The sequence below is a fragment of the Halopseudomonas yangmingensis genome (assembly GCF_900114825.1).
In the GTDB taxonomy this organism is placed as follows: Bacteria; Pseudomonadota; Gammaproteobacteria; order Pseudomonadales; family Pseudomonadaceae; genus Halopseudomonas; species Halopseudomonas yangmingensis.
This window is the reverse complement of the sequence record NZ_FOUI01000002.1, coordinates 100810-125538: the sequence shown is the minus strand read 5'-3', so window position 1 is coordinate 125538 and position 24729 is coordinate 100810. Positions and strand designations below refer to the sequence as shown.

Sequence of the window (24729 nt, the reverse complement as noted above, 5' to 3'; positions counted from 1 at the left end):
GCCAAGCCGAAGAGGAACGTTTGATGACGCAAGCAACTGCCGTGTATTCCGACCTGAGCATCGCCCACCTGATCGAGCTGGCTGTCCAGCGCAACGAAGGCCAGCTCGCCGACAATGGAGCACTGGTGGTCAAGACCGGCGCCCGTACCGGCCGCTCACCGATGGACCGCTTTATCGTCGAGGAGCCCAGTACTCAGGAACAAATCGCCTGGGGCAACATCAACCGCCCGTTCCCGGCTGACAAGTTCGATGCCCTGTGGGCCCGCGTTGCCCAGTACATTTCGGATCGCGAGAGCTTCGTCTCGCACGTGCATGTAGGCGCCGACCCGGAGCACTACCTGCCGGTAGTCATGACCACTGAAACCGCCTGGCACAACCTGTTCGGCCGTACCCTGTTCATCAACCCGGAACAGTACAACCCGGCGTCCAAGGGACACTGGCAGATCATGAATGCCCCTTATTTCGTTTGTGATCCGGCGCGCGACGGCACCAACAGCGATGGCTGCGTGATCATCAACTTCGCCCAGCGCAAGGTGCTGTTGGCGGGCATGCAGTATGCCGGTGAAATGAAGAAGGCGATGTTTTCGGTGCAGAACTTCCTGCTGCCAGCCAAAGACGTACTGCCGATGCACTGCGCCGCCAACGTTGGCGACAATGGCGATACCACGCTGTTCTTCGGTCTGTCGGGTACCGGCAAGACCACGCTGTCGGCCGACCCGGCGCGCAACCTGATCGGTGATGACGAGCACGGCTGGGCCACCGGCAGCGTGTTCAACATCGAAGGCGGCTGCTATGCCAAGTGCATCGACCTGTCCGAGAAAAACGAGCCGGTGATCTGGAAGGCCATCAAGTTCGGCTCGATCATCGAGAACGTCATCATCGACCCGGAAACCCGTGTTGCCGACTATGCCGATGTCAGCCTGACCCAGAATACCCGTGCCGCCTACCCGCTGGCCCACGTCGAGAAGCGGGTGCTGGAGAACCGTGCCGGCGAGCCGAACGCGATCATCTTCCTGACCTGCGACCTGACTGGCGTACTGCCGCCGGTGTCAATCCTCAACAACGAGCAGGCAGCCTACCACTTCCTCTCCGGTTACACGGCGCTGGTCGGTTCCACCGAGATGGGTTCGGGCGGCGGTATCAAGTCGACCTTCTCCACCTGTTTCGGCGCGCCTTTCTTCCCGCGTCCGGCAGGCGAGTACGCCGAGCTGCTGATCAAGCGCATCAATGCCTTCGGTAGCAAGGTTTATCTGGTCAACACCGGCTGGACTGGCGGTCCCTACGGCACTGGCAGCCGCTTCAGCATCCCGACCACCCGTGGCATTATCGCCGCCATCCAGTCCGGTGCGCTGATCGGTACCGAGACCGAGCATCTGTCGGTGATCAATCTGGATGTGCCCAAGGCGGTACCGGGTGTTGATACCGTGCTGCTGAATCCGCGCAACACCTGGGCTGACAAGGCCGAGTACGATGCCGCAGCCCGTGAACTGGCCGCCAAGTTCATCGAAAACTTCAAGAAGTTTCAGGTTTCTGAGGCTATTGTGGCGGCCGGCCCGCAACTCTGATCCGGCGTTGTTGCAGTATTCAGAGCCCGCCATATGGCGGGCTCTGTGTTTTCAGCAAGGGATGGCCGACAAAGCCCGGCAAAGGGCTTGACACTGGACGTCGTACCGGTAAAATGGCGCGCCTCGACAGGGCAAAGCAAGACTGTTGAGGCGTTTTCAAGGTAATTCCGCGATAGCTCAGTCGGTAGAGCAAATGACTGTTAATCATTGGGTCCCAGGTTCGAGTCCTGGTCGCGGAGCCAACTTGCGGAACATCGGGGTATAGCGCAGCCTGGTAGCGCGCCTGCTTTGGGAGCAGGATGTCGGGAGTTCGAATCCCCCTACCCCGACCATTTTTTTGGGCATATGGGTCGTTAGCTCAGTCGGTAGAGCAGTTGGCTTTTAACCAATTGGTCGTAGGTTCGAATCCTACACGACCCACCATCCCTTTCTGTGTTCACATTTCCCCGCGTTGACTGGCACAATCGACACCTGTTTTGGTGAGGCGATCCCTGGATGCTGTCAGCTCTGTTGTTCTCTCCTGTAGTCCTTTCTGTTGCCTGGCTGCTCTATCTGTCGATGCTGCTGCTGGCGGTGTGGCGTACGCCCTGGCTCGAGTTGCTGGCAGACAGCCGTCGCCAGCACGTGTTGTTCGGCAGCGCCTTCATGCTGGTAATGCTCTGGCTGGTCAGGCACCAGTTTGATAACGGGCTGACCTTTCATTTTCTCGGGGTGACGGCAGTGGCCTTGCTGCTGGACTGGCCGCTGGCGATCCTGGCTGCAGCACTGGCGCAGGCGGTCTTGTGGTTGCTGGGATTGGATACGCTGGCGGGTATGGGGATCAATGGTCTGCTGCGTATCGCCGTACCGGTTGTTGTCTGCATGGGCATTCATCACGCACTGGAGCGACTGCAGCCACGCAATTTGTTTCTGTATATCTTTATCAGCGGTTTTCTGGCTGCCGGCCTGGCTGCCGCCGGTTGCCTGCTGGTCGGGTTGTTGCTTTTGTCGGGCAGCGGTGCCCTGGAGGTGCTGCCCTCGGTGATTGAACTGGTTGGCTATGCGTTGCTGGTCATGTTTCCCGAGGCCTTTATCAACGGCACCCTGATTACCGGCCTGGTGGTGTACTGCCCCCACTGGGTAGCGACCTTTGCTGCTGATCGCTACCTTCAGGCACCGCTGGATCAGGATCCGGCGGATGACTGAGCGGCTCAGGGCATGATGACTTCGATAACCCCGTCGGCGCTGACCACTACATCGGACTGCCCGGCCTCCAGTTGCGGGGCAGCCGTCTCCATATCCATGGCACTGCTCATTTTAAGTGCGCGTGGCATGAAGGGGGGTTGCGAAAACTGGGTGTTCAGGTTCAGGTTGACCAGTCGGTAGCCGTTCCCCCCCAGCGCTTCACTGGCCAGTTTGGCGCGCTGCTGGAAAGCCCGAATAGCTTCCCCTATCAGTTGGTCCTCAGTCTGCTGGCGCTGTGATGTGGATAGAGAGAACTGCATGTCGGCCAGGCTCAGATCCGCGAGTAGCTGGCCGGTCAGGCTCGACAGTGCCGCAAAATCGGTTCCCTCCAGAATCAGTTCAGCCCGCTCACGCCAGGCAATGATCTGTTTGCGCTTGTCATCATGGATGGGTTGGCTGCGCCTGTTGCCACTGCTGACGCGAATACCGCCTGTGGCGCGGGCCTGTTCAAGGGCGCGGTTGAGCCGCTCCGATACGGCAGCGGCCAGACGTGCCGGATCGCTGTCCTTTGCCTCATGGAACAGCACTACACGAAGCTGGTCCTGATTCACCGACTGCTGCGCCTCTGCACGCAAGGACACGCGATTGAGCGGGTCGCTGGAAGTATTGGCACTGACCGGCGAGGCCAGGCTCAGGCACAGCAGCAGCCCCGGGAGATGGATGAGTCGGAACATGCGGTGATCCTCGCTGGAAGCCGGATGGCAGTAATGAGAGAATATGCGACCTTGTGCCGCACAGGGGAATTCCCCCAGCTATTTATACTGGAGCACCAACACTTGGCAATGCTCTCAATGAGTCCAAATTCGCTGGCCCTGTCCCCATCACGGCAGAACCTCTGGCGTTTGATCGTGATCCGCATGCTGGTTCTGCTGGCACAAACCCTGTCGGTTTCTGCTGCGTATTACAGTGGTCTGTTCATAATGGATTGGACGGCGCTGGTGAGTGCCCTGGGTTGCTCCATGCTGGTCACGGTGCTTACGCTGCTGAGGCTGTCGCGTGACTGGCCGGTGACCAATCTGGAATATGCCGGCCAACTGTTCTTCGATATGCTGATCCACAGCGTATTGCTGTTTTACAGCGGCGGTCCGGGAAACCCTTTCCTGTCCTACTATCTGGTGCCTCTGACCATTGCCGCCGCCACCCTGAACTGGCGCTATACACTGGTGCTGTCCAGCTTGTCGGTGATTCTCTGTACGCTGGTATTGCTGTTCTACACACCAATGCAGGTATTTGAACTGGTACTCTTCGGTGAGTTTGGCAACCTCAGGGTGGTGGGTGCCTGGTTGAATTTTGTCATGGGTGCAGCGTTGATCAGCCTGTTTGTCGCACGTATGGCCGACGCCCTGCGACAGAACGCCCAGCGTTTAGCCGAGCGCCGCGAACAAAGTCTGCGAGATGCCCAGTTACTGGGGATCGCTAGTGTCGCCGCCGGCGCTGCGCACGAGATGTCCACGCCGTTATCTACCATGAGTGTTTTGCTCAAGGACTTGCGCTGCGATTGCTCGGATCCGAATATCCAGGAAGACTTGGAACTGCTGCAGGAGCAGGTCAAACTCTGTCGTGACACCCTGCAGCAAATGGTGCGCAGCGCCGAGATCAGCCGCAGCGGATCGCGTCATGTGGAGCCGGTGGACAACTGGCTGCACGAGTTGCTGGAGCGCTGGCAATTGATGCGTCCGGAGGTAAGCTGGACACTCCAGCCAATGCAGGAGGATGAGGCGCCGCTGGTGATGGCTAGCCCGGAACTGGGTCAATCTGTGCTCAACCTGTTGAATAATGCAGCAGATGCCTGTCCGGATGACCTGCAGGTGCGCCTGAGTTGGGATGCCAAACAGATTCGTCTGAATATTCGCGACCATGGCCCTGGTGTGCCATTGCATATAGCCGAGCAGATCGGCTCGCCATTCCTCACAACCAAGGGCAAGAAGGGCTTTGGTTTGGGATTGTTCCTCAGTCAGGCGGCGGTGCAGCGGCTCGGTGGCAGCGTCAAACTCTATAATCAGGACGGTGGGGGCACTCTGACCGAAGTGTTGCTGCCGATTGCACAGGAGCAACAACCATGAGCGACGAACTCGGGCTGGACGACCAGCCGCTGATCATGCTGGTGGATGACGATGAAACCTTTACCCGGGTTATGGCGCGCTCTTTGACCCGACGCGGTGTACGTGTGGTAACGGCCAGCGATGCTGACGAAGCAATGCGCGTAGCTGCCTGCGAAACGCCGGATTACGCGGTGCTTGACCTGAAGATGGAGGGGGACTCGGGGTTGGTGCTGCTACCACGCCTGCTGGAACTGTATCCGGATCTCAGGGTGCTGATCCTGACCGGTTACTCGAGTATTGCCACGGCCGTCGAGGCGATCAAGCGGGGAGCCTGTAACTACCTGTGCAAGCCGGCGGACGCCGATGATGTGCTGACGGCCTTGCTGTCAGAACAGGCTGATCCGGAAAACCTGGTGCCTGAGCACCCTATGTCTGTGGACCGTCTGCAGTGGGAGCACATCCAGAGGGTGCTCTCGGAGCACGACGGCAACATTTCTGCCACCGCCCGCGCCCTTGGCATGCACCGCCGGACCCTGCAACGCAAATTGCAAAAACGCCCGGTGAGGCGCTGACGGGAAATCCATACGGCCTCGGCTCCAGTCAAGGCCGTATGGAAATACCTGCGGGGCTAGCCGTTCTGGCGAATCCCGGTGATGATCCACGGCTGGTTGTCGCCGGCATCGCGCTCAAGCCGCCAGCTCTCCTCGAACCATTGCCCGGTGTCGCCGGCTTCATCATGATCCAGTCCGCGGAAGCTGATGCTGGCGACCGCATTGCCGGCACTGTCTTCCTCGACAGCATCCAGCTGCACACTGAGCTGCTCGACAAAGCCGCTGGCTGATGGCGGGTTGCTGTCGCGCTCGCGCAGCATGGCCTGCAGCAGTTCACCACTCATATACTCGGCCATGCCGGCGCGGTCGTTGTCGCGCCAGTGACGCTGCAGGGTATAGAAATGCTCCTCGGCAGCGGCCAGAAAACGTTCCTGATCGAACCACGATGGTTGCTCCGGCACGTTGGCCGCATCAGTCATCAGCGGCTCGGCAGTGCGCTGCATGGCCGGCTCAGGTTGCCAGTAACCGCTCGGCGCGCCACCCGCTACGGCTGACTGCATGGCCGGGCGACGGCCGCGCAGCAAGCGGAACAGTACAAAGGCAATCAGGCCGAACAGCAGGATGTCGAACAGTTGGATGCCCTCGAAGCCATCACCGAACAGCATGCTGGCGAGCAGGCCGCCGGCGGCAATACCGGCCAGCGGGCCAAGCCAGCGACTGGCGCCGGAATTGGCAGCGGCTGGCTGGGTTTGCTGGCGTGTCGGCTGCTGCCGGGGTGCCTGCTGGCGCTGTGCGGGTGCCTGTTGCGCCGGAGCGCTGCCGAAGCTCTTGCCGCCACCCATGCGCCTTGCTTCGGCATCCGGTATGGTGAAACCTATCATCAGCATGATGCTGAACAGTGGAACAAACCAGCGCATTGCGAATCTCCTGTGTTTAACTGGATCGCATTATTCGGCAATAGCGCCAAATAGCCAAATCCCAACTGTCTGATCGGCTACCCAGTCTGTATCCTGATTTGACAGTGGCGACTCTGCCATGGTGCAGGTTTACCGGTTTTCGATGTGGAGGATGCATGTTTACAACCCTGAAATCCGCCGGCATGCAGTCGGTACACCTGTTCGCCGACCAGCGCAGTGGACTGGAAGCGCTGGTGGCGATCCACAGTACCCGGCTCGGGCCGGCGCTCGGCGGCTGCCGCTATCAACCCTACGCCAGTTTTGATCAGGCCCTGCAGGATGCCCTGCGCTTGGCCCAGGGCATGAGCCACAAGGCGGCGCTGGCTGGCTTGCCCTTTGGTGGAGGCAAGGCGGTGATCCTGCGTGCCCCGCATATCGACAACCGTGCCAGCCTGTTCGAGGCCTTTGGGCGCTGTATAGAGTCGCTGCGTGGCGGCTATATCACCTCGGTTGACAGCGGCACTGGCAGTGCCGACATGGACTGTGTGGCACAGCAGACCCGCTATGTCACCGCAACCAGTCAGGCGGGTGATCCGTCGCCACTGACCGCCATGGGGGTGCTTGAGGGGATTCGCGCAGCGGCGGCTGAACGTCTTGGCAGTGCGTCGCTGAACGGTGTCAGGGTGGCGCTGCAGGGACTGGGTAGTGTCGGCTATGCCTTGGCAGAAATGCTGGTGGCCGAGGGTGCCGAGGTGATGGCCGGTGATATTGACGAGGGCCGGGTGCAACTGGCGGTTGAGGAACTGGGTATCCGTGCGCTGGCGGCGGCTGCGGTAAGCGAGGCACCCTGCGACATCTTCGCGCCCTGTGCTCTGGGCGGGGTGCTCGACGCCACGGTCATCGACAACCTGCGTTGCGCCGTGGTTGCCGGAGCAGCCAACAACCAGTTACAGCATGCCGCGGATGCCGAGCGCCTGTTGGCGCGGGGCATTCTGTATGCGCCGGACTATGTGATCAACGCTGGTGGTTTGTTGCATGTGGCGCTCGGCTGGCAGGGCCGCAGTGCCAGCGAGATAGCGGCGCAGGTGATGCAGATCGGCCCACGGTTGACCGATTTGTTTGTTGAAAGCCGGGCCGAGGCACGCACGCCACTGGCGATTGCCGAGCGGCGTGCAGCCGCATTACTGGCCGACTAGCTGGCGCTGCGATCCAGACCGAAGCGCTTGCGCAGTTGACTGTCTACCAGCCTGGTCGGCAGCCAGCGCTTGAGTGCCACCAGACGCCGGCTGCCCGAGCCGATCAGTACCTCGGGCGGACGTGACGGGTTGCGTACATGTTTCAGCAGTTCTGCGGCAAACTCGCTGGCCGGGGTCGAGCTGGCATTCTGTGAGGCGCGCGCGCGCGCCTGCACCGCTTTTTCCCAGGGTTTGAACCAGGAGTCCTCGGCCATGGTGATGGCGGCGCTGGCATTGCTACCGAATTCCGAAGCAATCGCCCCTGGCAGTACGGTGAGGATCTGGATGCCGAAGGGCTGCAGTTCCAGACGCAGGGCATCGGACAAGGCATGCAAGGCCGCCTTGGAGGCACAATACACGCCGGAGAAGGGCGTTGTGGTCACGCCGGAGACGCTGCCGATATTCACCACCAGGCCTTTGGCGTTGCGCAGCAGGTCGGCGCAGGCGCGCACCAGCTGCAGCGGCGCGAACACATTGGTGTCGAACTGGCGCAGCAGGGTCTCGCGGTCAGCATCCAGTATCGGCCCCATGGCGCCGTAGCCGGCATTGTTGATCAGCACATCCAGCCGTCCGGCCTGCTGGCGCAGGCGCTCAGCGCAGGCAGCCAGCTGCTGCGGATCATTCACATCCAGGGCCACGGCAATCGCGCCGCGCGCCTCAAGCTCGGCCAGACTGTCCGGGCGCCGGGCGGTAGCCCACACCTGGTAACCCTGTTGCAGAAAGGCCTCGGCCAGTGCCTTGCCGATCCCTGAGGAACAGCCGGTAATCAAGGCGACGGGTTGGCTCATGAAAACTCCTGATGGTTTTATCTGTTGTATGAAATCAGCGCACCAGTACGGCACGAACCCGCTGCGCCTGGTACTCAAGTTCGGCGGGTTGATAGCCGCTACGCAAACGCGGCAGACGCAAACAGTGCTGCCATTGTTCACCGGGCGCCAGCGCACGATCGGTTTCCCAGCCGGCATCGGTGCTGCCGGTATCGATCAGGTTGCTGCTGTAGCCCGGTTGCCGGGCCAGCAATTGCCAACTGATGCGCTGTGCAGTGCGCTCGCTGCGGTTGTCTATCCGCACCAGCAGCGGCTTGCCAAACTCGCACTGCTGCGGTGCATATTCGATGCGTATATCGATCCGCGCCAGTTGGCGGCTGTCGAGCCACTGCTTCACCCCGACCGATACGGCCAGCAACAGCGCTACCGCCAATACACCGAGACTGGCGGGAATCATGATTCGCGGAAAGCGCAGCAGCAGCAGGATCCACGCCAGCAGTACGACCAGCCCCAGTGGCAACATGTGCGACTCCGGAAAAGGTAACCGAGTCCGACTCTAGCAGAATGCGCGTGAGGCTTCAGCCCGCTTGCGTGCTTTGTTACGCCTGCCAATCAAACAGTTGGCAGCTGTTTGCCCAGCATTGTTCGGCCAGCTGCTCGAGAGGTTCATTGCGTAACAGGGCCATTTGACGGGCTATTTCCGGCAGATAGTGCGGTGAGTTGCGCTCGTCGGCCTGAAACGCTGGAGCCATGTCGGGGGCGTCGGTTTCCAGTAGCAACTGCGTTGCCGGCAAGGCTTTTATTACCCGCTGCAGGCGTATTGCCCGGGGCCAGGTAAAGGCGCCGCCAATGCCCAGCATAAACCCCAGACGCTGGTATTCACGGGCCTCTTCAAGGCTGCCGGAAAAGGCATGCACAACACCGCCACGCGGCAGCCGAAAGCGCTTGAGGGTGGCGATGGTGGCCGCATGGGCACGGCGTACATGCAGTATGACCGGCAGCCGGTATTCGGCAGTCAGTTGCAACTGGGCCTCGAAAAGCTGTTGCTGGCGCTGGCGATCCAGTGTTTCAACAAAATAGTCCAGGCCGATTTCACCGATACCCACGCAGCTCGGGTCACCCCTGCAGTCGTCAAGCAGAGCACGCAGAGCATGCAGGTCTTCTGGTTGGTGTTGTTCGAGAAAAAGCGGGTGCATGCCAAAGGCTGCATAGAGTCTGGGTGAGGTGGATGTTCTGGCCAGTTGCCGGATACTGTCCCAGTTGTTGCGGCTGACACCCATCAGCAGTATCCGCTCGACGCCACCGGCGACACACGCTGCCAGCACCGCCTGCCGGTCCCTGGCAAAGGCGGGAAAGTCCAGATGGGTATGGCTGTCGACGAATCTCATGCCTGTCCCTGTGGCTGCTTTCAGTGGTGTTCGCGCGTCGCGCGAAAGCGAATCTCCGGCCAGCGTTCCTCGGTCAGGCTCAGGTTGACCCGGGTCGGTGCCAGATAGGTCAGGTGGCCGCCACCGTCAACGGCGAGGTTTTCCATGGCCTTGTTGCGGAATTCCTCGAGCTTCTTCTTGTCATCTGACTCGATCCAGCGTGCTGACCAGACGTTGACCGGCTCGTACAGGCACTCGACCTTGTATTCTTCCTTCAGTCGGCTGGCCACTACATCGAACTGCAGCACACCGACCGCGCCGAGGATGATGTCATTGTTGCGCTCGGGGAAGAACACCTGGGTCGCGCCTTCCTCGGCCAGTTCCTGCAGGCCCTGGCGCAACTGCTTGGATTTCAGCGGGTCTTTCAGGCGCACGCGGCGGAACAGCTCCGGGGCAAAGTGCGGGATGCCGGTGAAGCCGAGTTTTTCGCCCTCGGTGAAGGTGTCGCCAATCTGAATGGTGCCGTGGTTGTGCAGGCCGATAATGTCACCGGCCCAGGCTTCCTCCAGATGTTCGCGCTCGGCGGCGAAGAAGGTCAGGGCATCGGCGATCCGCACATCCTTGCCGGTACGCACCTGATGCAGTTTCATGCCCTTTTCGTAATGGCCGGAGCAGATGCGCATAAAGGCGATGCGGTCGCGGTGTTTCGGATCCATATTGGCCTGGATCTTGAAAATGAAGCCGGTGAAGGGTGCCTCGATGGCCTCCACCTTGCGCTCGTTGGCCGGTCGTGCCAGCGGCATCGGCGCCCAGTCGACAATCGCATCCAGCACCTGGTCAACGCCGAAGTTGCCCAATGCGGTACCGAAGAACACCGGGGTCATGCGGCCATCCAGAAAGGCCTGCCGATCAAAGCTGTGGCAGGCACCCTGCACCAGTTCCAGTTCCTCGACAAAACTGTCGTAGAGGTCGCCCAGATGCGCGCGTGCCGCGTCCGAGTCGAGCTTTTCGATGATCTGGCGTTCGGTACGTTCGTGGCCGTGGCCGGGCTGGTAGACGATGATGTAGTCGCCCTCCAGGTGGTAGACACCCTTGAAGTCACGGTAGCAGCCGATCGGCCAGGTGATGGGTGCGGCCTGGATGTTCAGGACCGCTTCGATCTCGTCGAGCAGTTCGATCGGGTCACGGATATCGCGGTCGAGCTTGTTGACGAAACTGACGATCGGCGTGTCGCGCAGCCGGCAGACCTCCATCAGCGCGATGGTACGCGGCTCGACACCCTTGCCGCCGTCCAGCACCATGAGTGCCGAGTCCACCGCGGTCAGGGTGCGGTAGGTGTCCTCGGAGAAATCCTCGTGGCCGGGGGTGTCGAGCAGGTTGATCATGTGCTCGCGGTAGGGGAACTGCATCACCGAGGTGCTGACCGAGATGCCGCGCTGTTTCTCCATCGCCATCCAGTCCGAGGTGGCATGCCGATCGGACTTGCGCGCCTTTACCGTGCCGGCCACGTTGATCGCTTGCCCCATCAGCAGCAAACGCTCGGTGATGGTGGTCTTGCCCGCGTCGGGGTGGGAGATGATGGCGAAAGTACGGCGTTTACCGACTTCTTTTTCGATGGTATTGGGCATGTGCTGTTCGATTCAGGCTGTGGCAGGGAGCCACGGCACATCAGCGCCAGCAGGCTCCGGCAGAGGTAAAGGATGACAGGCGCGTATTGTCTCCGATTGTCAGGGGCAAAACAAAGGGTATCGCCCGGCTGTCATGCCGGCTTCATCTTTATCGGCTAGATTTCAACAAATAACGGCTGGGTATTGACCCGTGGGCCGCTTGGTTTTATGGTGCGCCCCGAACGTTGAGGCTGGCACGATCCATACGGCTCAAGTACTGACGACGAGACAGCAAGACTGGTAGATACCGGACTTATTGCTTTCGGCGCACGCCTTGGGAAGTAGGCGAACCAAAGTGGGGATACTGATCAGACGTTCGCACCCCTTGGGTTGTGTGTTGGCCTTGCATGTTCGGAAGCGCTTCCGTCGGAAAGCGCATCCCCGTCCCCATTGAAACAGTGGGTGAGGGGATGCACTTGTCTGCCCTGCATCTGATCGTCCTGTCCTCACGCGGCCCAATCCGGAACTTTTTGCTTTGGAGCCGAAGCCATGCCTATCAAGCTGGAAGAATATTTCGACCGTGACACCTTCAGCCGCATCAAAGAGTGCGCTGATCAGCACGAAACCCCCTTTCTGGTGGTCGACCTGAAGACCATCGACCGCGCCTATGACGAGCTGGTCGACGGTTTCCCCTTTGCCAACATCTATTACGCGGTCAAGGCCAACCCGGCCAATGAAGTGCTGAGCCTGCTGAAAAACAAGGGTTCGAACTTCGACATCGCCTCGATCTACGAACTGGAAAAGGTGTTGGCGCTGGGCGTCAAGCCGGAGCAGATCAGCTTTGGCAACACCATCAAGAAGTCCAGGCACATCCGCGCCTTCTACGAGAAGGGTGTACGCCTGTATGCCACCGACTCCGAAGCTGACCTGCGCAACATTGCCAAGGCCGCCCCGGGCTCGAAGATCTATGTGCGCATCCTCACCGAAGGCTCGACCACTGCCGACTGGCCGTTGTCGCGCAAGTTCGGCTGCCAGACCGACATGGCCATGGATCTGCTGGTGCTGGCCCGCGAACTGGGTCTGGTGCCCTACGGCATTTCCTTCCACGTCGGCTCGCAGCAGCGCGACATCGGCGCCTGGGACGCAGCGATTGCCAAGGTCAAGGTGATCTTCGAGCGCCTCAAGGAAGAAGATGGCATTGAGCTGAAGATGATCAACATGGGTGGCGGCTTCCCGGCCAACTACCTGACCAAGACCAACACGCTGAAGACCTACGCCGAGGAAATCACCCGTTTCCTGCAGGAAGACTTCGGTGACGAACTGCCGGAAATCATTCTGGAGCCAGGCCGCTCGCTGATCGCCAACGCCGGCATTCTGGTCAGCGAAGTGGTGCTGGTGTCGCGCAAGTCGCACACCGCCCTGGAACGCTGGGTATTCACCGACGTCGGCAAGTTCAGCGGCCTGATCGAAACTATGGATGAATCGATCAAGTTCCCGATCTACACCGAGAAGAAGGGCGAACTGGAAGAAGCGGTAATCGCCGGCCCGACCTGCGACAGCGCCGACATCATGTACGAGAACTACAAGTACGGCATGCCGCTGAACCTGGCCATCGGCGACCGCCTGTACTGGCTGTCCACCGGTGCCTACACCACCAGCTACAGCGCCATCGAGTTCAACGGCTTCCCGCCGTTGGAGGCTTTCTATATCTGAGGTGAGTTGCGCAGCGGATAACCGGCTGCTGGATGATGAAAAACCCGCCACCGGAAACGGGGGCGGGTTTTTTGTTGGCGAATGTTGATTGCCAAAGTCGGCTTCAATTACCCAAGCAAATCAGCGTAGTGGGTTACCGACAAAATACGACTCTCGATGCCAAGCCAGAAAACGCTGATCAGGGGTAAATTTGCTTGGCAGTGTAATTGGCTGGCCCATTCTGGTGAAAAATGTCTCGGCTATATGGGGATTTTTTTCATGCTGTTTGAGTTCTGCAGAAAGTACCAGGCGGTAGTCTTCTGAGAAGGTTATCAGGCCGAGGTCAAAGGCCTTGTCAATCATCAGGCTAAGACATAGTCCATTGCGCGGGTTAAGACGATTCTCAGGGTCTTGCCGCCAAGGGCGGATATGACTGGCAACTAGAAAGCGAGGTTCCGCTACTCCTGTGACACAGCAACGATTTTCATAGGCGGTTAACACGGCATCACGAAAGAGTTTTTGACCCTTGCGCACTTTGACATTAGCGAAGTGGTCATCCTCCTGATAAGCGGCAACATTCTCCGCTTCATGCATAGTCGTCTGTTTGCTGCTTTCCAGCGCTAGCTGCAAGGCCTGCTCGGCGAGTGGCAGCATGCTCAGGCTGTCTGTTGAAAAAGCGTTCCATACTTCCCGATCCAGTGCTGAAGCACCCTGCAAACCCTTGCGACCACTGCCGGTAATGATAGGGTCAAGACTGGCCAGATTTGACAGCTTCATAGCAACTGATCCAGGCGTTCGTTGCAGATGGGTCGCGACCTGTTGGACCAGTGGATTACGGCTATGAAATTGTCCAAATGGCAGCTGGCAGTAAAGACCCAGCACTACCAATAGTTCATCAGACGTCCATGTTTTAGCCATTGTTGCCCCTATAAGAATTGTGTTGTCTGGCGGGATAAGAGTGGCGCTGTTGGGCGAACGCTATCAACTTCAACGTGTCATCACCAGTGATATGGCTGCATGCTGAGCGCATGGATGGCCGCGTCGCTGCGCTCCTCGCCATGACGTGTGAGGGGGCGCGTGTTAGGTGCATTAGTACGGCAGATATGCGCCAGACGTTGTGGGGATGATCGTTGCTCTGAAGATTCTGTAATTCACGGCGTCATTGCGAGGGCTGCAAGCCCGTGGCAATCCAGTCGGATTTATGCATGGACGAAGGGTGGCGTGACTCTCTGGAGGGCAGGCTTTTGTGCTGCTTGGCCAACCACAGGCATGGCCAAACTGCGTGACCATGCCTGCCTGGGCTAACGCTGAGGCGTGCAGCGCTTAGGCGAACTTCTGAATATTCGCCATCAGCTCTTTCAGCGCTTCGATATTGTTTTTCGGGTGTACCGCACCCTCGAAGCTGCACAGTTGCTCGAAGTTGGCGGCAACGTCTTCGACGCTGAAGCCTTCATCCGGGTTGAAGCCAATGCCCAGCGAACGCTCCCAGCGTACCTTGCCCATCCAGCCGCCACCGACTTCGAACAGGCTGGAGGTTTCCTGGCACTGTTCGGAGCACAGGTAGACTACCAGCGGGCTGACCAGCTCGGGCTTGAGCTTGTCGAAGGCACCGGCCGGGAACAGGCCTTCGGTCATGCGGGTGCCGCCGGTGGGGGCGATGGCGTTGACCAGAATGTTGTTCTTCTGGCCTTCGATGGCCAGGGTGCGGGTCAGGCCGTAGAGGCCGAGCTTGGCCATGCCGTAGTTGGCCTGGCCGAAGTTGCCATAGATGCCGGAGGTGGAGGAGGTGAAGATCACCCGGCCGAAGTTGTTGTCCTTCATGTGCGGCCAGGCGGCGTGGGTGACCTTGTAGGCGCCCTCGACGTGGACCTTGTAGACCAGATCCCAGTCGGCGTCGGTCATCTTGACGAAGCTCTTGTCGCGCAGGATGCCGGCGTTGTTGACCACCACGTCGATGCGGCCGAAGTTGTCCATGGCGCACTGCACGATCTTGTCGCCATCTACCACGCTGTCCGGGTTGGCCACTGCGGTGCCGCCCATCGCCTTGATTTCCTCGACCACCTTGAGCGCCGCTTCGCTGTTGGCGCCTTCGCCGGTGGCGCTGCCACCCAGGTCGTTGACGATGACCTTGGCGCCATGCTTGGCGAACAGCAGGGCATGGGCGCGGCCAATGCCGCCGCCGGCGCCGGTGACAATGACTACCTTGTCGTCAAAACGGATATCGCTCATGGGACTCTCCTGTACTGGATCGGGGGAAAATGCCGGCCAGTGTCCACTGCCGCAAGGCGCAGGGCAAGAGCTGTCCGACCGGTGAATGGTCAGGCATAAATGCCTGTTGGTGGGCTGCGCCGCTGCCGGGGTCGACAGCGGCGCTCAGGCTCAGGCCGGTTGCTTCTGGCCGTGGATGCGCATGGCCTTGAGGCGCTTGCCAGCGGCGGCCTCGTTGACGTTCAGTACATGGTCGCCAATCCGCTCAAGACGATTCAGCACGTCGATAAACACCACGCCGGCACGGGTCGAGTAGGCGCCCCGCTCCAGTCGGCAGTAGTGCTGGTCGCGGAAGTTGTCACGCAGCTTGTCCAGCGCATCTTCCAGTACCAGCGCATGATCCAGGTTGACCTGCTCCGGCTCCTTGCTGACATTGATGTGCATGTTGGCAATGGCGTTACGCAGGGCGTCCATCATCAGCACCATCTCGGCCCGTGCTTCCTCGGGCCAGTCGGTTTCGGCCTCGTGCATTTTTACCGAGATCTTGGAGATCTGGTAATAGATGTCGGCAACCCGTTCCAGGTCGTTGATCATGGTCTGCATAAAGCGCATGCGCTCGGTCAGGTCGTGCTCCATGTTGGCGCCTTCGCTGATGCGTACCAGATAATCGGAAATCTCGATTTCCATCTGGTCGGTGGCCTGCTCGAACTTGTGGATGCGCTCCATCAGACGGTCGGACTGGGCGGCAGGATCAAACAGCAGTTCATGCACGCTGGCATGCATTTTCTCGATGATGCCGGTGAATTGCTGGATTTCCTTCTGTGCCTGTTCCACGGCCAGGGTCGGTGAGGTCATCACGCCAGTGCTGATGAAGCGCAGGTGGAATTCCTCGTCGCTGGCGCCACGGTCAGGCTGGATATATTCGATAAGGCGCACCAGCCAGGGCACGAAGGCGAACAGCAGTACCACGTTGAGCACGTTGAAGCTGGTGTGGAAAAGCGACACGGCGAGGGTGGCGTTGGAACGGGCCTCGGCACTGTTGGTGAATACCGAAACACTGCTGTCGGTAAAGAACTGAATGGAGATATCGATCAGGTTCAGCACCGGGTAGATCAGCAGCAGCATCCAGATCACGCCGATCACATTGAAAAACAGGTGGAAGCGCGCTGCCCGTTTGGCATGCACGTTGCCGACCATGGCGGCGAGGTTGGCGGTGACTGTGGTACCGATGTTCTCACCAAGGATCATGGCGGCGGCAATCGGGAATGAAATCCAGCCTTCAAACAGCATCACCAGAGTAATGGCGCTGGCAGCGGAGGATGACTGGGTGAGCAGGGTCAGTACGGTGCCGACCACCACGAACAGCAGCAGCGACAGGTAACCGTAGTCACTGAATCCATCCAGAAAGGCCAGCATCTCCGGGTTGCTGCGGATATCCGGTACGGCGCCCTTGATGAACTCCAGGCCGATAAACAGGATACCGAAACCGACCATGGCCTCGGCGATATTGCGCAGCCGGCTGTTGTTGGAGAACAGGAAGACAAAGAAAACCCCGATGACGGCAACCGCGATCGGGGTTATCTGAAACTTGAAGCCGAACAGCGCTACCAGCCAGGCAGTGATGGTGGTGCCGATGTTGGCACCCATGATCACGCCGGTGGACTGCACGAAGGTCAGCAGGCCGGCGTTGACAAAGCTCACGGCCATCACCGTGGTGGTGGTCGAGGACTGGGTAATTGATGTGGTGGCAAAGCCGGTCAGTACGCCGGTCAGGCGGTTGCGGGTCATGCCGCCGAGAATGGCCTTGAGCCGGTTGCCGGCGACCTTCTGCAGTGCTTCGCTGAAAATTTTCATGCCGAAGATGAAAATGCCCAGGGAGCCGACCAGTTGAAGGAAATCAAACAAAGAATAGGACATGGGTCACCGCTTGAGTGCAGGTTGGCCGGCCAGAGCTTTCCCGTTTTTGGGAGCATGGCCTGCGTCTGATGATCGTCAGTGTGCGAAAACGCGGGCAATTATAACGGCTGGATGACAGTTTGGTTGCACTGATTGCAGCTTCAGAGCGACGCAGATGTATAGAATTTGTTAACGGTGAAAGGTTGGGGCAGGCTGGCTGCCCCGAGGGATGGGGCTTACAGCAGCTCGATAGCGATTGCAGTGGCTTCGCCGCCGCCGATGCACAACGAGGCGATGCCGCGCTTGCCACCGGTTTTCTGCAGGGCGTTGATCAGCGTAACAATCAGGCGCGAGCCGGTGGAGCCAACCGGGTGGCCCTGGGCGCAGGCACCGCCATAGATGTTGACCCTGGCGTGATCCAGGCCGTGTTCGCGCATCGCCAGCATGGTGACCATGGCGAAGGCTTCGTTGATTTCAAACAGGTCAACGTCATCCTTGCTCCAGCCGGTTTTGGCGAACAGGTTGCTCATGGCGCCGATCGGGGCCAGGGTGAACTCGCTCGGGTCCTGGCTCTGGGTGGCATGCCCGACGATGCGCGCCAGTGGCTTGATGCCGCGCTTCTGTGCTTCCTCGGCGGTCATCAGCAGCAGTGCACTGGCGCCATCGGAGATGGAGCTGGCATTGGCGGCGGTAATGCTGCCGTCCTTCTTGAACGCCGGCTTGAGGGTCGGGATCTTCTCGATATTGGCGTTGTGCGGCTGCTCGTCGTCCTTCACCAGCACCTCGCCCTTGCGGGTGCTGACGCTGACCGGGACGATTTCGCTGTCCAGGCTGCCGTTGTCAATCGCGGCCTTGGCGCGCTTCAGCGATTCGATGGCGTAGGCGTCCATCTCTTCACGGGTCAGGCCGTGCTGCTCGGCGGTGTCCTGGGCGAATGAGCCCATCAGGCGGCCGGTGGCGGCATCTTCCAGACCATCGAAGAACATGTGGTCCTTGATTTCACCGTGCCCCATGCGCAGGCCGCCACGTGCCTTGGTCATCAGGTAGGGGGCGTTGGACATGCTTTCCATGCCGCCAGCCAACATGATGCGGTTGCTGCCGGCCTTCAGCGCGTCATGCGCCATCATTACCGCCTTCATGCCGGAGCCGCACAGCTTGTTGATCGTGGTGCAGCCGGTCGCTGACGGCAGGCCGGCCTGCAGGCTGGCCTGGCGGGCCGGGCCCTGCTTGAGACCGGCCGGTAGTACGCAGCCCATGATCACTTCGTCCACCTCGGCGGGTGCCACGCCGGCGCGCGCCACCGCCTCGCGAATGGCGATGGCGCCAAGCTCCACGGCGCTCAGGCTGGACAGGCTGCCCTGGAAGCCGCCCATAGGGGTGCGTACGCCGCTGACGATGACGATGCTGTTGTCGGACATGCGGAAATCCTCGTTCGATGTGACTGTGGTGATTGATCTGGTCACCAAAGGACCAGTTGCGCGCAGTATACCCGCAAAAATTATGGGAGGAAGGTTTCGTGGCGGATCATACTTTAGAGTGATAGGTGTCGATTGTCAGGCCTGTCTATAGTGCCTGCCAATCGGCCGTAAAGGGCCGCAGGACCGGCTACAAGCCCAACAACAAACAGGTCAGAATCATGCTCAATACCCGTGTCATTCCGCCGACCGAATCGGCCCACTCCACCCCGTTGCTGATCAAAAGCCTGCTGCAAAGCGGAGTCCGCTATGAGCGGACCCAGGAAATCATCTATCGCGACCAGTTGCGCTATGACTACAGCACCTTGTACCAGCGGGTTTGCCGTCTGGCCAATGCGTTGACTGAGGCCGGGGTCAAGCCGGGCGAGACAGTGGCGGTGATGGACTGGGACAGCAACCGTTATCTGGAGTGCATGTTTGCCGTGCCGATGATCGGTGCGGTCCTGCATACCATCAATATTCGCCTGTCGCCCGACCAGATTCTCTACACCATGAACCATGCCGAAGATATCTACGTGCTGGTCAACAGCGACTTCGTGCCGCTGTACAAGGGAATAGAGCATCACCTGACTACAGTAAAGAAGACCATTTTGCTGACCGATGGCAGTGACAAGGGCAGTGACATGCTCGGCTTTGTCGGCGAGTACGAGGATCTGTTGGCCGCTGCTTCGCCGGACTATGACTTCCCGGATTTTGACGAAAATTCGGTGGCCACCACCTTCTATACCACCGGCACCACCGGCAACCCCAAGGGCGTGTATTTCACCCATCGTCAGCTGGTGCTGCACACCCTGACGCAGGCTGCTTCCATGGGCGCGCTGGACAGTAACCGGCTGCTTGGTAACCGTGACGTGTACATGCCGATCACGCCGATGTTCCATGTGCATGCCTGGGGTATTCCCTATACCGCGACCATGCTTGGTCTGAAGCAGGTGTATCCGGGGCGTTATGAGCCGGAACTGTTGATGCAGCTGATCAAGCAGGAAAAGGTCACCTTCTCACACTGCGTACCAACCATCCTCGGCATGCTGCTGAATGCCAAGGGCGCACAGGATCATGACTTCAATGGCATGCGAGTCATTATCGGAGGTAGTGCGCTGAACCGTGGCCTGTTCGACGCGGCCAAGGCGCGGGGCATGCGCCTGTCGGCAGCCTATGGCATGTCCGAGACCTGTCCGCTGATATCTGCGGCCTATCTGAATCTTGAACTGGAAAAGCTTGATGACAATCAACGCGCGAGCTGCCTGATCAAGGCTGGCGTGCCGGGGCCGCTGGTCGAGGCACGCATCATGGATGCCGAGGGTAACTTCCTGGCACAGGACGGCAAGACCCAGGGCGAACTGGTATTGCACGCACCCTGGCTGACCCAGGGTTACTTCCGCGAGCCGGAAAAGAGTGTCGAGTTGTGGGCTGGCGGCTGGATGCACACAGGTGATGTCGCCACTATCGACCAGTACGGCACCATCGAGATTCGCGATCGCATCAAGGACGTGATCAAGACCGGTGGCGAGTGGATTTCCTCGCTGGAACTGGAAGATCTGATCAGCCTGAATTCGGCCGTCGCCGAAGTGGCAGTGGTGGGTGTGCCTGATCCGCAATGGGATGAGCGTCCGTTTGCCTTGATTGTCCCGAAGGCAGGACAAACCATGGATGCGCGTATTTTGCGTGACCACCTGAAGCCCTTTGTTGATGATGGTCGTATCAATAAGTGGGCAATTCCTACGCAGATTGCCGTGGTCGAAGAAATTCCCAAAACCAGTGTCGGCAAACTCGACAAGAAGCGCATCCGCGGCGAGATTGCCCAGTGGCAGGAGGCTGGCGCGCCCTTCCTGTCTACCCTGTAAGCCTGGCGTATTGATCAGCAAAGCCCCGGCCAGGTGCCGGGGCTTTTTGATGCCGTTGGTCAATTGACGTCAACTACGGGTTCACCAGATCAGCGCGTTGCGCTATAGTGTCGCACCTCCGAGCTAGAGGCTGGCTTTTGCTCAGCCATCGGAAGTGTCAGACCCATTCCGGATTCCAAATAACTACACCGGTCTACTGTGCCCATAGCGCGCCTTGCCGGTGCGTTTTTGCGTGCGCGTATTGACCGGAAGGTGAGTGATTGAATGCAAGCACAAATGATCCGTTCGTCCCTGGCTGCCGCCCTGCTGTTTGCAGGTGTCGCCCAGGCTTCCGTGACCGAACAGCAGGCTGCTGAACTCGGTAAGTCGCTGACCCCGATCGGTGCCGAAATGGCGGGTAACGCCGCAGGTACCATTCCAGCCTGGACCGGTGGTCTGGCCAAGGATGCGGCTCCGCTGGTCAAAGACAGCTTTATGGGTAATCCCTACGCAGACGATCAGCCGCTATTTGTGATTACCGCAGCCAATCATGAGCAGTACCTGGATCAACTGGCTCCGGGTCAGGTAGCCATGTTCAAGCGCTACCCGGACAGCTTCCGCATGCCGGTTTACCAGAGCCGTCGCAGTGTTGCCCTGCCGCAGGAGATCTATGATGCCGCGGCGCACAATGCGCGCAACTCCCGGCTGGTCGAGGGTGGCAACGGTGTGACCGGCTATCAGCTGGCCCATGCCTTCCCGATTCCGTCCAGTGGCGTTGAGGTGGTCTGGAACCACGTTACCCGTTACCGCGGTGGCTCCATGCAGCGTGTGGTGGTTCAGGCGACTCCCCAGACCAACGGCAGCTTCACGCTGGTGCGTTTTATCGAGGAGTATGTGCTGCCGGAATATCTGACTGACTTCTCATCTTCAACTAATGAGAACATCCTTTATTACTTCAAGCAGCAAGTGACTGATCCGGGCCGTTTGGCCGGTAACGTGCTGCTGGTTCACGAGACCGTTGACCAGGTCAAGACTCCGCGCATGGCGTGGATCTACAACGCCGGCCAGCGTCGTGTGCGCCGTGCGCCGCAGGTATCCTATGACGGCCCGGGCACCGCGGCTGACGGCATGCGTACCTCCGACAACCTGGACATGTTCAACGGCGCTCCCGACCGCTACGACTGGAAACTGGTCGGCAAGCGCGAGATGCTGATTCCCTATAACAGCTACAAGCTGGCGTCGTCCGAGCTGAAGTACGACGATATCGTTAAGGCCGGCCACATCAACCCGGATCACACCCGTTACGAACTGCATCGTGTATGGCACGTCGAGGCGACCGTCAAGGACGGCCAGCGTCACATCTATGCCAAGCGCGACTTCTTCTTTGATGAAGACAGCTGGCAGGCTGGACATATCGACCACTACGACGCCCGTGGCACCCTGTGGCGTGTGGCCGAAGCCCATGCCCTGCAGCGCTACAACTTCCAGGTGGCCAGCTATGCAGCTGAGACCCTGTACGACCTGATTGCCGGACGTTATCTGGTCATGGGCCTGAACAACGAGGAGCGTGCTGATTACAACTACGCTTACCGTACCAGCGCCAATGACTTCACTCCTGCCGCCCTGCGTCAGGCTGGCGTTCGCTAAGTAGCACCTCTGCAGCAGGGCCGACCGGCCCTGCTGTTACAATTGGGCATGTTTTGCCGGCGCCACTGCCGATAGACTTGTCCAATGCCTCTCTCCATAACGCTGCATCCTGCGGGTAGTTCAGTCTGGCCCGAGTTGCCGGAAGATCACCTGCCGCGCCCCCGATTGGTCGACCTGTTGATGCAGGCGGCGCAACGGCGCCTTCTGCTGCTTTGTGCCCCGGCCGGATACGGCAAAACCACACTGGCTATCGAATATTGCCGGGCCCGCTCCGCTGCGTGCTCGGTACGCTGGCTGTCTTTGTCTGGCACCGATGCCTGCCCCGGGCAATTGCTGGAAAAATTGCTGGTTGTCTGCGATGGCAGTCCGGACGTGGGCACCTGGCGTGTCGGCTCGCCGGAACTTGCTGCCCGGTTACGGCAGCTGCTGTCGCAGGCGGCTGGTAACAAGCCGCTATTGCTGGTGCTGGATGGCTACCATTTGGCGCGTGGTCCAGAAACCGATCTGTTATTGACTCGTGTGCTCGAATGCCTGCCGGCAGATGCCCAGTTGTTGCTCACCTGCCGCCAGCCGCCTGACTGGCAGCTGGCGCGCTGGAGGCTGTCAGGGCAGTTGTTTGAGCTGCCAGCACAGGCATTGTGCTGTGATCAGCAGGAGGCCTGCTGGGTGCTGCAGAAGAGCGGGCTGGGTGCGCTCGATAGCGAATTGCTGGCGCTGGCGTTGCAGCGTAACCAGGGCTGGATGGCGGGTCTGCGTTTGCTTGGAGTGGCCGCGCGCAATGCCGATAGTGCCGCCTTGCAGCGACTGATAGCTGAGGGTAATTGGGCAGAGGAGTATCTGCTGCAGGAAGTGCTGGCGCAGCTACCGGCTGATATGCGGGTGTTTGTCGAGCAGACGGGAGTGGCCGGCAGCTTTACTGCCGCACTCTGTGATTGGCTGCGTCAGGCGGATGACAGTGCCGTACTGATCGAGCGTTTACTGCAACTGCAGGTATTTCTTTATCAACCGGATGGGGATGACAGCTACAGCTTTCATCTGCTGCTGGTGGATGTGCTGCGCCGCCGCCTGCGTCGTGACAGGGCGCGGTGGCGCAGCCTGTGCCGGCGAGCCAGCGACTGGTACGCCGAGCAGGGTGCACTGCTGCCAGCCATTGCCCAGGCGCTGCAGGCGGATGACAGACAGTTGGCGCTGCGGTTGCTGGAGCAACTGCCACTGGCGCAGTTGCTGGCCGAACAGCCTGTGGCCGAGTTGCTGGAATGGCGAAGCCGGCTGCCGGAACTGCAGCAGGGCGGCAGCAAGAGGCTGGCGCTGATTAACGCCTGGACGCTGGCGTTGGCTGGGCAGTTGGAGGATGCCGCTGGTTCGCTGCTGGCGCTACAGCGGTTTCTGCCACAGCCGGACCGGCAGCGTCAGCAGGCGCTGCTGGGTGCTGGCTTGGCTCTGCGTGCCTGGCTGGGCAGGGCGGCCGGACGCCTGCAGGCTGCCCTTGAGGATGCCAGGGCAGCGCTTGACTGTCTGCCGACAGCCGACACGGGTAGCCGTATCCAGTGCATGCTGGTGCTGGCTGATGCGGAGTTCTGCCGGCAGCGTAGCAGTTCGGCCAATGGGTGGGCGCGACAGGCTGTTGAGGCAGCTCGCCGGGCGAATAGTCCGTTGCTTGAAGCGCAGGCTGAATTGATGCGAGCCCGCTTGCTGCAGACGCGCGGTGAGCCGAGTCGGGCCCGTCAGCTTATCGGGCAGCAGCGCAGCCGGTTGTTGATGCCGGGTCCGCAGGCGATTCGAGCGCGACTGGCTATTTATGACGGCTACCTGCTCGGACAGTTGGGTGACCAGGACGCCGCACTACAGGTGCTGACTGAAGGGATAGACGAGGCCAGGCGTTGCCACGATGTACATGTGGTAATGGGCTGCTGCGCCCGTGCTGCGCTGTTGGCTCAAACGCGTGGCGGGAGCGCCGGCGCCTTTGCGGCACTGGCTGAAGCAGAGCGGTTGATGCATCTGTGGGATATCCCGCCGGTGTTTTATCTGGCCTGGGTTACGGCCATCAAGAGCGATCTTTGGATCACCAGCGGCCGGCTTGATCTGGCCGGGCACTGGTTGCCACGTTTGCGCCAGACCTATTGCCTGCAGCCCTCGGCTGCACCGCCGGCATTTTTCCACGCGCTGCCGGCAGTGATTGAGCAAATCTACGCGCGTTATCTGGCCAGCAATGGAGACCAGCTGGCAGCCGAAAGCCTGTTACGCCAGTTGGCCGGGCGTCTGCAACAGCAAGGTGAACGGTTACAGCAGCTGTCGGTACTGATCAGTCTGGTGCGACTGCTGTACCGCAACCAACGTCCCGAGGAGGCAGAGCACAGCCTGTTGATTGCGCTGGCACTGGCCGATCGTGACTGTATAGCGGGTCCGTTCCATTCATTGCTGCTACAGGCTCCGGGCGGCCTTGCTGGCGCCCTGCAGCGTGCGCCAGCGTCGGCGTTGCGGGATCGCCTGCTGGGCATGTTGCCGTTGGAGCCGGGCCGTGTCAGTGGCCTGATCAACGATCCGCTGAGCAAGCGTGAGCTGGATGTGTTGCGCTGTATTGCCCAGGGCTACTCCAATCAGCAGATCAGTCAGGCCTTGTTCATTTCGCTGCATACCGTAAAAACCCATGCCAGGCGAATAAACCACAAACTCGGCGTCGCCCGTCGCACACAGGCCGTTGCCCAGGCCAAGCGTCTTGGCCTTATCTAGTCGT

General features: G+C 60.0%; 19 protein-coding genes and 3 tRNA genes. 12 read left to right on the top strand and 10 right to left on the bottom strand.

The window, feature by feature from the left end:
• Positions 1-23 precede the first annotated feature (23 nt).
• The 5 genes from BMZ23_RS02850 to BMZ23_RS02830 all read left to right on the top strand — a co-directional run bounded on the left by BMZ23_RS02850 (position 24) and on the right by BMZ23_RS02830 (position 2750).
• Positions 24-1565 (top strand): phosphoenolpyruvate carboxykinase, encoded by a 1542-nt coding sequence (locus tag BMZ23_RS02850; protein WP_093472447.1) that lies wholly within the window; start codon positions 24-26, stop codon positions 1563-1565.
• A 166-nt stretch (positions 1566-1731) separates the two neighbouring features.
• A tRNA-Asn gene (locus tag BMZ23_RS02845) sits at positions 1732-1807 on the top strand.
• A 13-nt stretch (positions 1808-1820) separates the two neighbouring features.
• Positions 1821-1897 (top strand) — tRNA-Pro (locus tag BMZ23_RS02840).
• A gap of 15 nt (positions 1898-1912) precedes the next feature.
• A tRNA-Lys gene (locus tag BMZ23_RS02835) sits at positions 1913-1988 on the top strand.
• A gap of 72 nt (positions 1989-2060) precedes the next feature.
• Positions 2061-2750 (top strand): energy-coupling factor ABC transporter permease, encoded by a 690-nt coding sequence (locus tag BMZ23_RS02830; protein ID WP_093472445.1) that lies wholly within the window; start codon positions 2061-2063, stop codon positions 2748-2750.
• 5 nt (positions 2751-2755) lie between these two features.
• Here BMZ23_RS02830 and BMZ23_RS02825 read toward each other — a convergent pair whose 3' ends face one another.
• The gene (locus tag BMZ23_RS02825) at positions 2756-3463 is read right to left on the bottom strand and encodes an SIMPL domain-containing protein (protein WP_093472443.1); all 708 of its coding nucleotides are present in this window, start codon (positions 3461-3463) and stop codon (positions 2756-2758) included.
• 117 nt (positions 3464-3580) lie between these two features.
• Between BMZ23_RS02825 and BMZ23_RS02820 the strand changes: the two genes are divergently transcribed.
• Both BMZ23_RS02820 and BMZ23_RS02815 read left to right on the top strand, forming a co-directional pair.
• Complete coding sequence (locus BMZ23_RS02820; RefSeq protein WP_093472441.1) at positions 3581-4852, top strand: ATP-binding protein; 1272 nt, start codon at positions 3581-3583, stop codon at positions 4850-4852.
• A complete protein-coding gene (locus BMZ23_RS02815; RefSeq protein WP_093472438.1) occupies positions 4849-5403 on the top strand; it encodes a response regulator transcription factor in 555 nt (184 codons plus the stop codon). The genes BMZ23_RS02820 and BMZ23_RS02815 overlap by 4 nt, the downstream gene beginning before the upstream one ends.
• A gap of 56 nt (positions 5404-5459) precedes the next feature.
• Here the strand turns inward: BMZ23_RS02815 and BMZ23_RS02810 are convergent, their stop codons facing one another.
• The gene (locus BMZ23_RS02810) at positions 5460-6299 is read right to left on the bottom strand and encodes a Tim44 domain-containing protein (RefSeq protein WP_093472435.1); all 840 of its coding nucleotides are present in this window, start codon (positions 6297-6299) and stop codon (positions 5460-5462) included.
• Between the two features lie 155 nt (positions 6300-6454).
• On the opposite strand from BMZ23_RS02810, the gene BMZ23_RS02805 reads away from it, so the two are divergent.
• Positions 6455-7474 (top strand): Leu/Phe/Val dehydrogenase, encoded by a 1020-nt coding sequence (locus tag BMZ23_RS02805; protein ID WP_093472432.1) that lies wholly within the window; start codon positions 6455-6457, stop codon positions 7472-7474.
• Here the strand turns inward: BMZ23_RS02805 and BMZ23_RS02800 are convergent.
• From BMZ23_RS02800 to BMZ23_RS02785, 4 genes are all read right to left on the bottom strand, one after another.
• Entirely contained in the window at positions 7471-8301 is an 831-nt protein-coding gene (locus BMZ23_RS02800) for an SDR family oxidoreductase (protein ID WP_093472428.1), read from the bottom strand. The two genes, BMZ23_RS02805 and BMZ23_RS02800, sit on opposite strands and share 4 nt — an antisense overlap.
• Positions 8302-8335: 34 nt before the next feature.
• Complete coding sequence (locus BMZ23_RS02795) at positions 8336-8803, bottom strand: hypothetical protein (protein ID WP_093472425.1); 468 nt, start codon at positions 8801-8803, stop codon at positions 8336-8338.
• A gap of 76 nt (positions 8804-8879) precedes the next feature.
• The gene (locus BMZ23_RS02790) at positions 8880-9668 is read right to left on the bottom strand and encodes a TatD family hydrolase (protein WP_093472422.1); all 789 of its coding nucleotides are present in this window, start codon (positions 9666-9668) and stop codon (positions 8880-8882) included.
• Between the two features lie 20 nt (positions 9669-9688).
• The gene (locus BMZ23_RS02785) at positions 9689-11275 is read right to left on the bottom strand and encodes a peptide chain release factor 3 (RefSeq protein ID WP_093472419.1); all 1587 of its coding nucleotides are present in this window, start codon (positions 11273-11275) and stop codon (positions 9689-9691) included.
• Positions 11276-11803: 528 nt separating this feature from the next.
• On the opposite strand from BMZ23_RS02785, the gene BMZ23_RS02780 reads away from it, so the two are divergent.
• Positions 11804-12967, top strand: coding sequence for a type III PLP-dependent enzyme (locus BMZ23_RS02780; RefSeq protein WP_093472416.1), 1164 nt, complete (start codon positions 11804-11806; stop codon positions 12965-12967).
• Between the two features lie 120 nt (positions 12968-13087).
• On the opposite strand, the gene BMZ23_RS02775 is transcribed toward BMZ23_RS02780, so the two are convergent.
• From BMZ23_RS02775 to BMZ23_RS02760, 4 genes are all read right to left on the bottom strand, one after another.
• Positions 13088-13864: an HNH endonuclease gene (locus BMZ23_RS02775; protein ID WP_093472413.1), complete on the bottom strand. Its 777-nt coding sequence runs from the start codon at positions 13862-13864 to the stop codon at positions 13088-13090.
• A 405-nt stretch (positions 13865-14269) separates the two neighbouring features.
• Positions 14270-15175, bottom strand: coding sequence for an SDR family oxidoreductase (locus BMZ23_RS02770; RefSeq protein ID WP_093472410.1), 906 nt, complete (start codon positions 15173-15175; stop codon positions 14270-14272).
• Positions 15176-15325: 150 nt separating this feature from the next.
• Complete coding sequence (locus BMZ23_RS02765) at positions 15326-17071, bottom strand: Na/Pi cotransporter family protein (RefSeq protein WP_093472408.1); 1746 nt, start codon at positions 17069-17071, stop codon at positions 15326-15328.
• A gap of 215 nt (positions 17072-17286) precedes the next feature.
• Positions 17287-18468: a thiolase family protein gene (locus BMZ23_RS02760; protein WP_093472406.1), complete on the bottom strand. Its 1182-nt coding sequence runs from the start codon at positions 18466-18468 to the stop codon at positions 17287-17289.
• A gap of 218 nt (positions 18469-18686) precedes the next feature.
• Here BMZ23_RS02760 and BMZ23_RS02755 point away from each other — a divergent pair, with 218 nt between their 5' ends.
• From BMZ23_RS02755 to BMZ23_RS02745, 3 genes are all read left to right on the top strand, one after another.
• Positions 18687-20369, top strand: coding sequence for a fatty acid--CoA ligase (locus tag BMZ23_RS02755; RefSeq protein WP_093472403.1), 1683 nt, complete (start codon positions 18687-18689; stop codon positions 20367-20369).
• A gap of 264 nt (positions 20370-20633) precedes the next feature.
• Entirely contained in the window at positions 20634-21995 is a 1362-nt protein-coding gene (locus tag BMZ23_RS02750; protein WP_425431651.1) for a DUF1329 domain-containing protein, read from the top strand.
• Between the two features lie 84 nt (positions 21996-22079).
• Positions 22080-24725 carry a LuxR C-terminal-related transcriptional regulator gene (locus BMZ23_RS02745; RefSeq protein WP_093472397.1) on the top strand — a complete coding sequence of 882 codons (2646 nt, stop codon included), beginning with the start codon at positions 22080-22082 and terminating at the stop codon, positions 24723-24725.
• Positions 24726-24729: the final 4 nt, after the last annotated feature.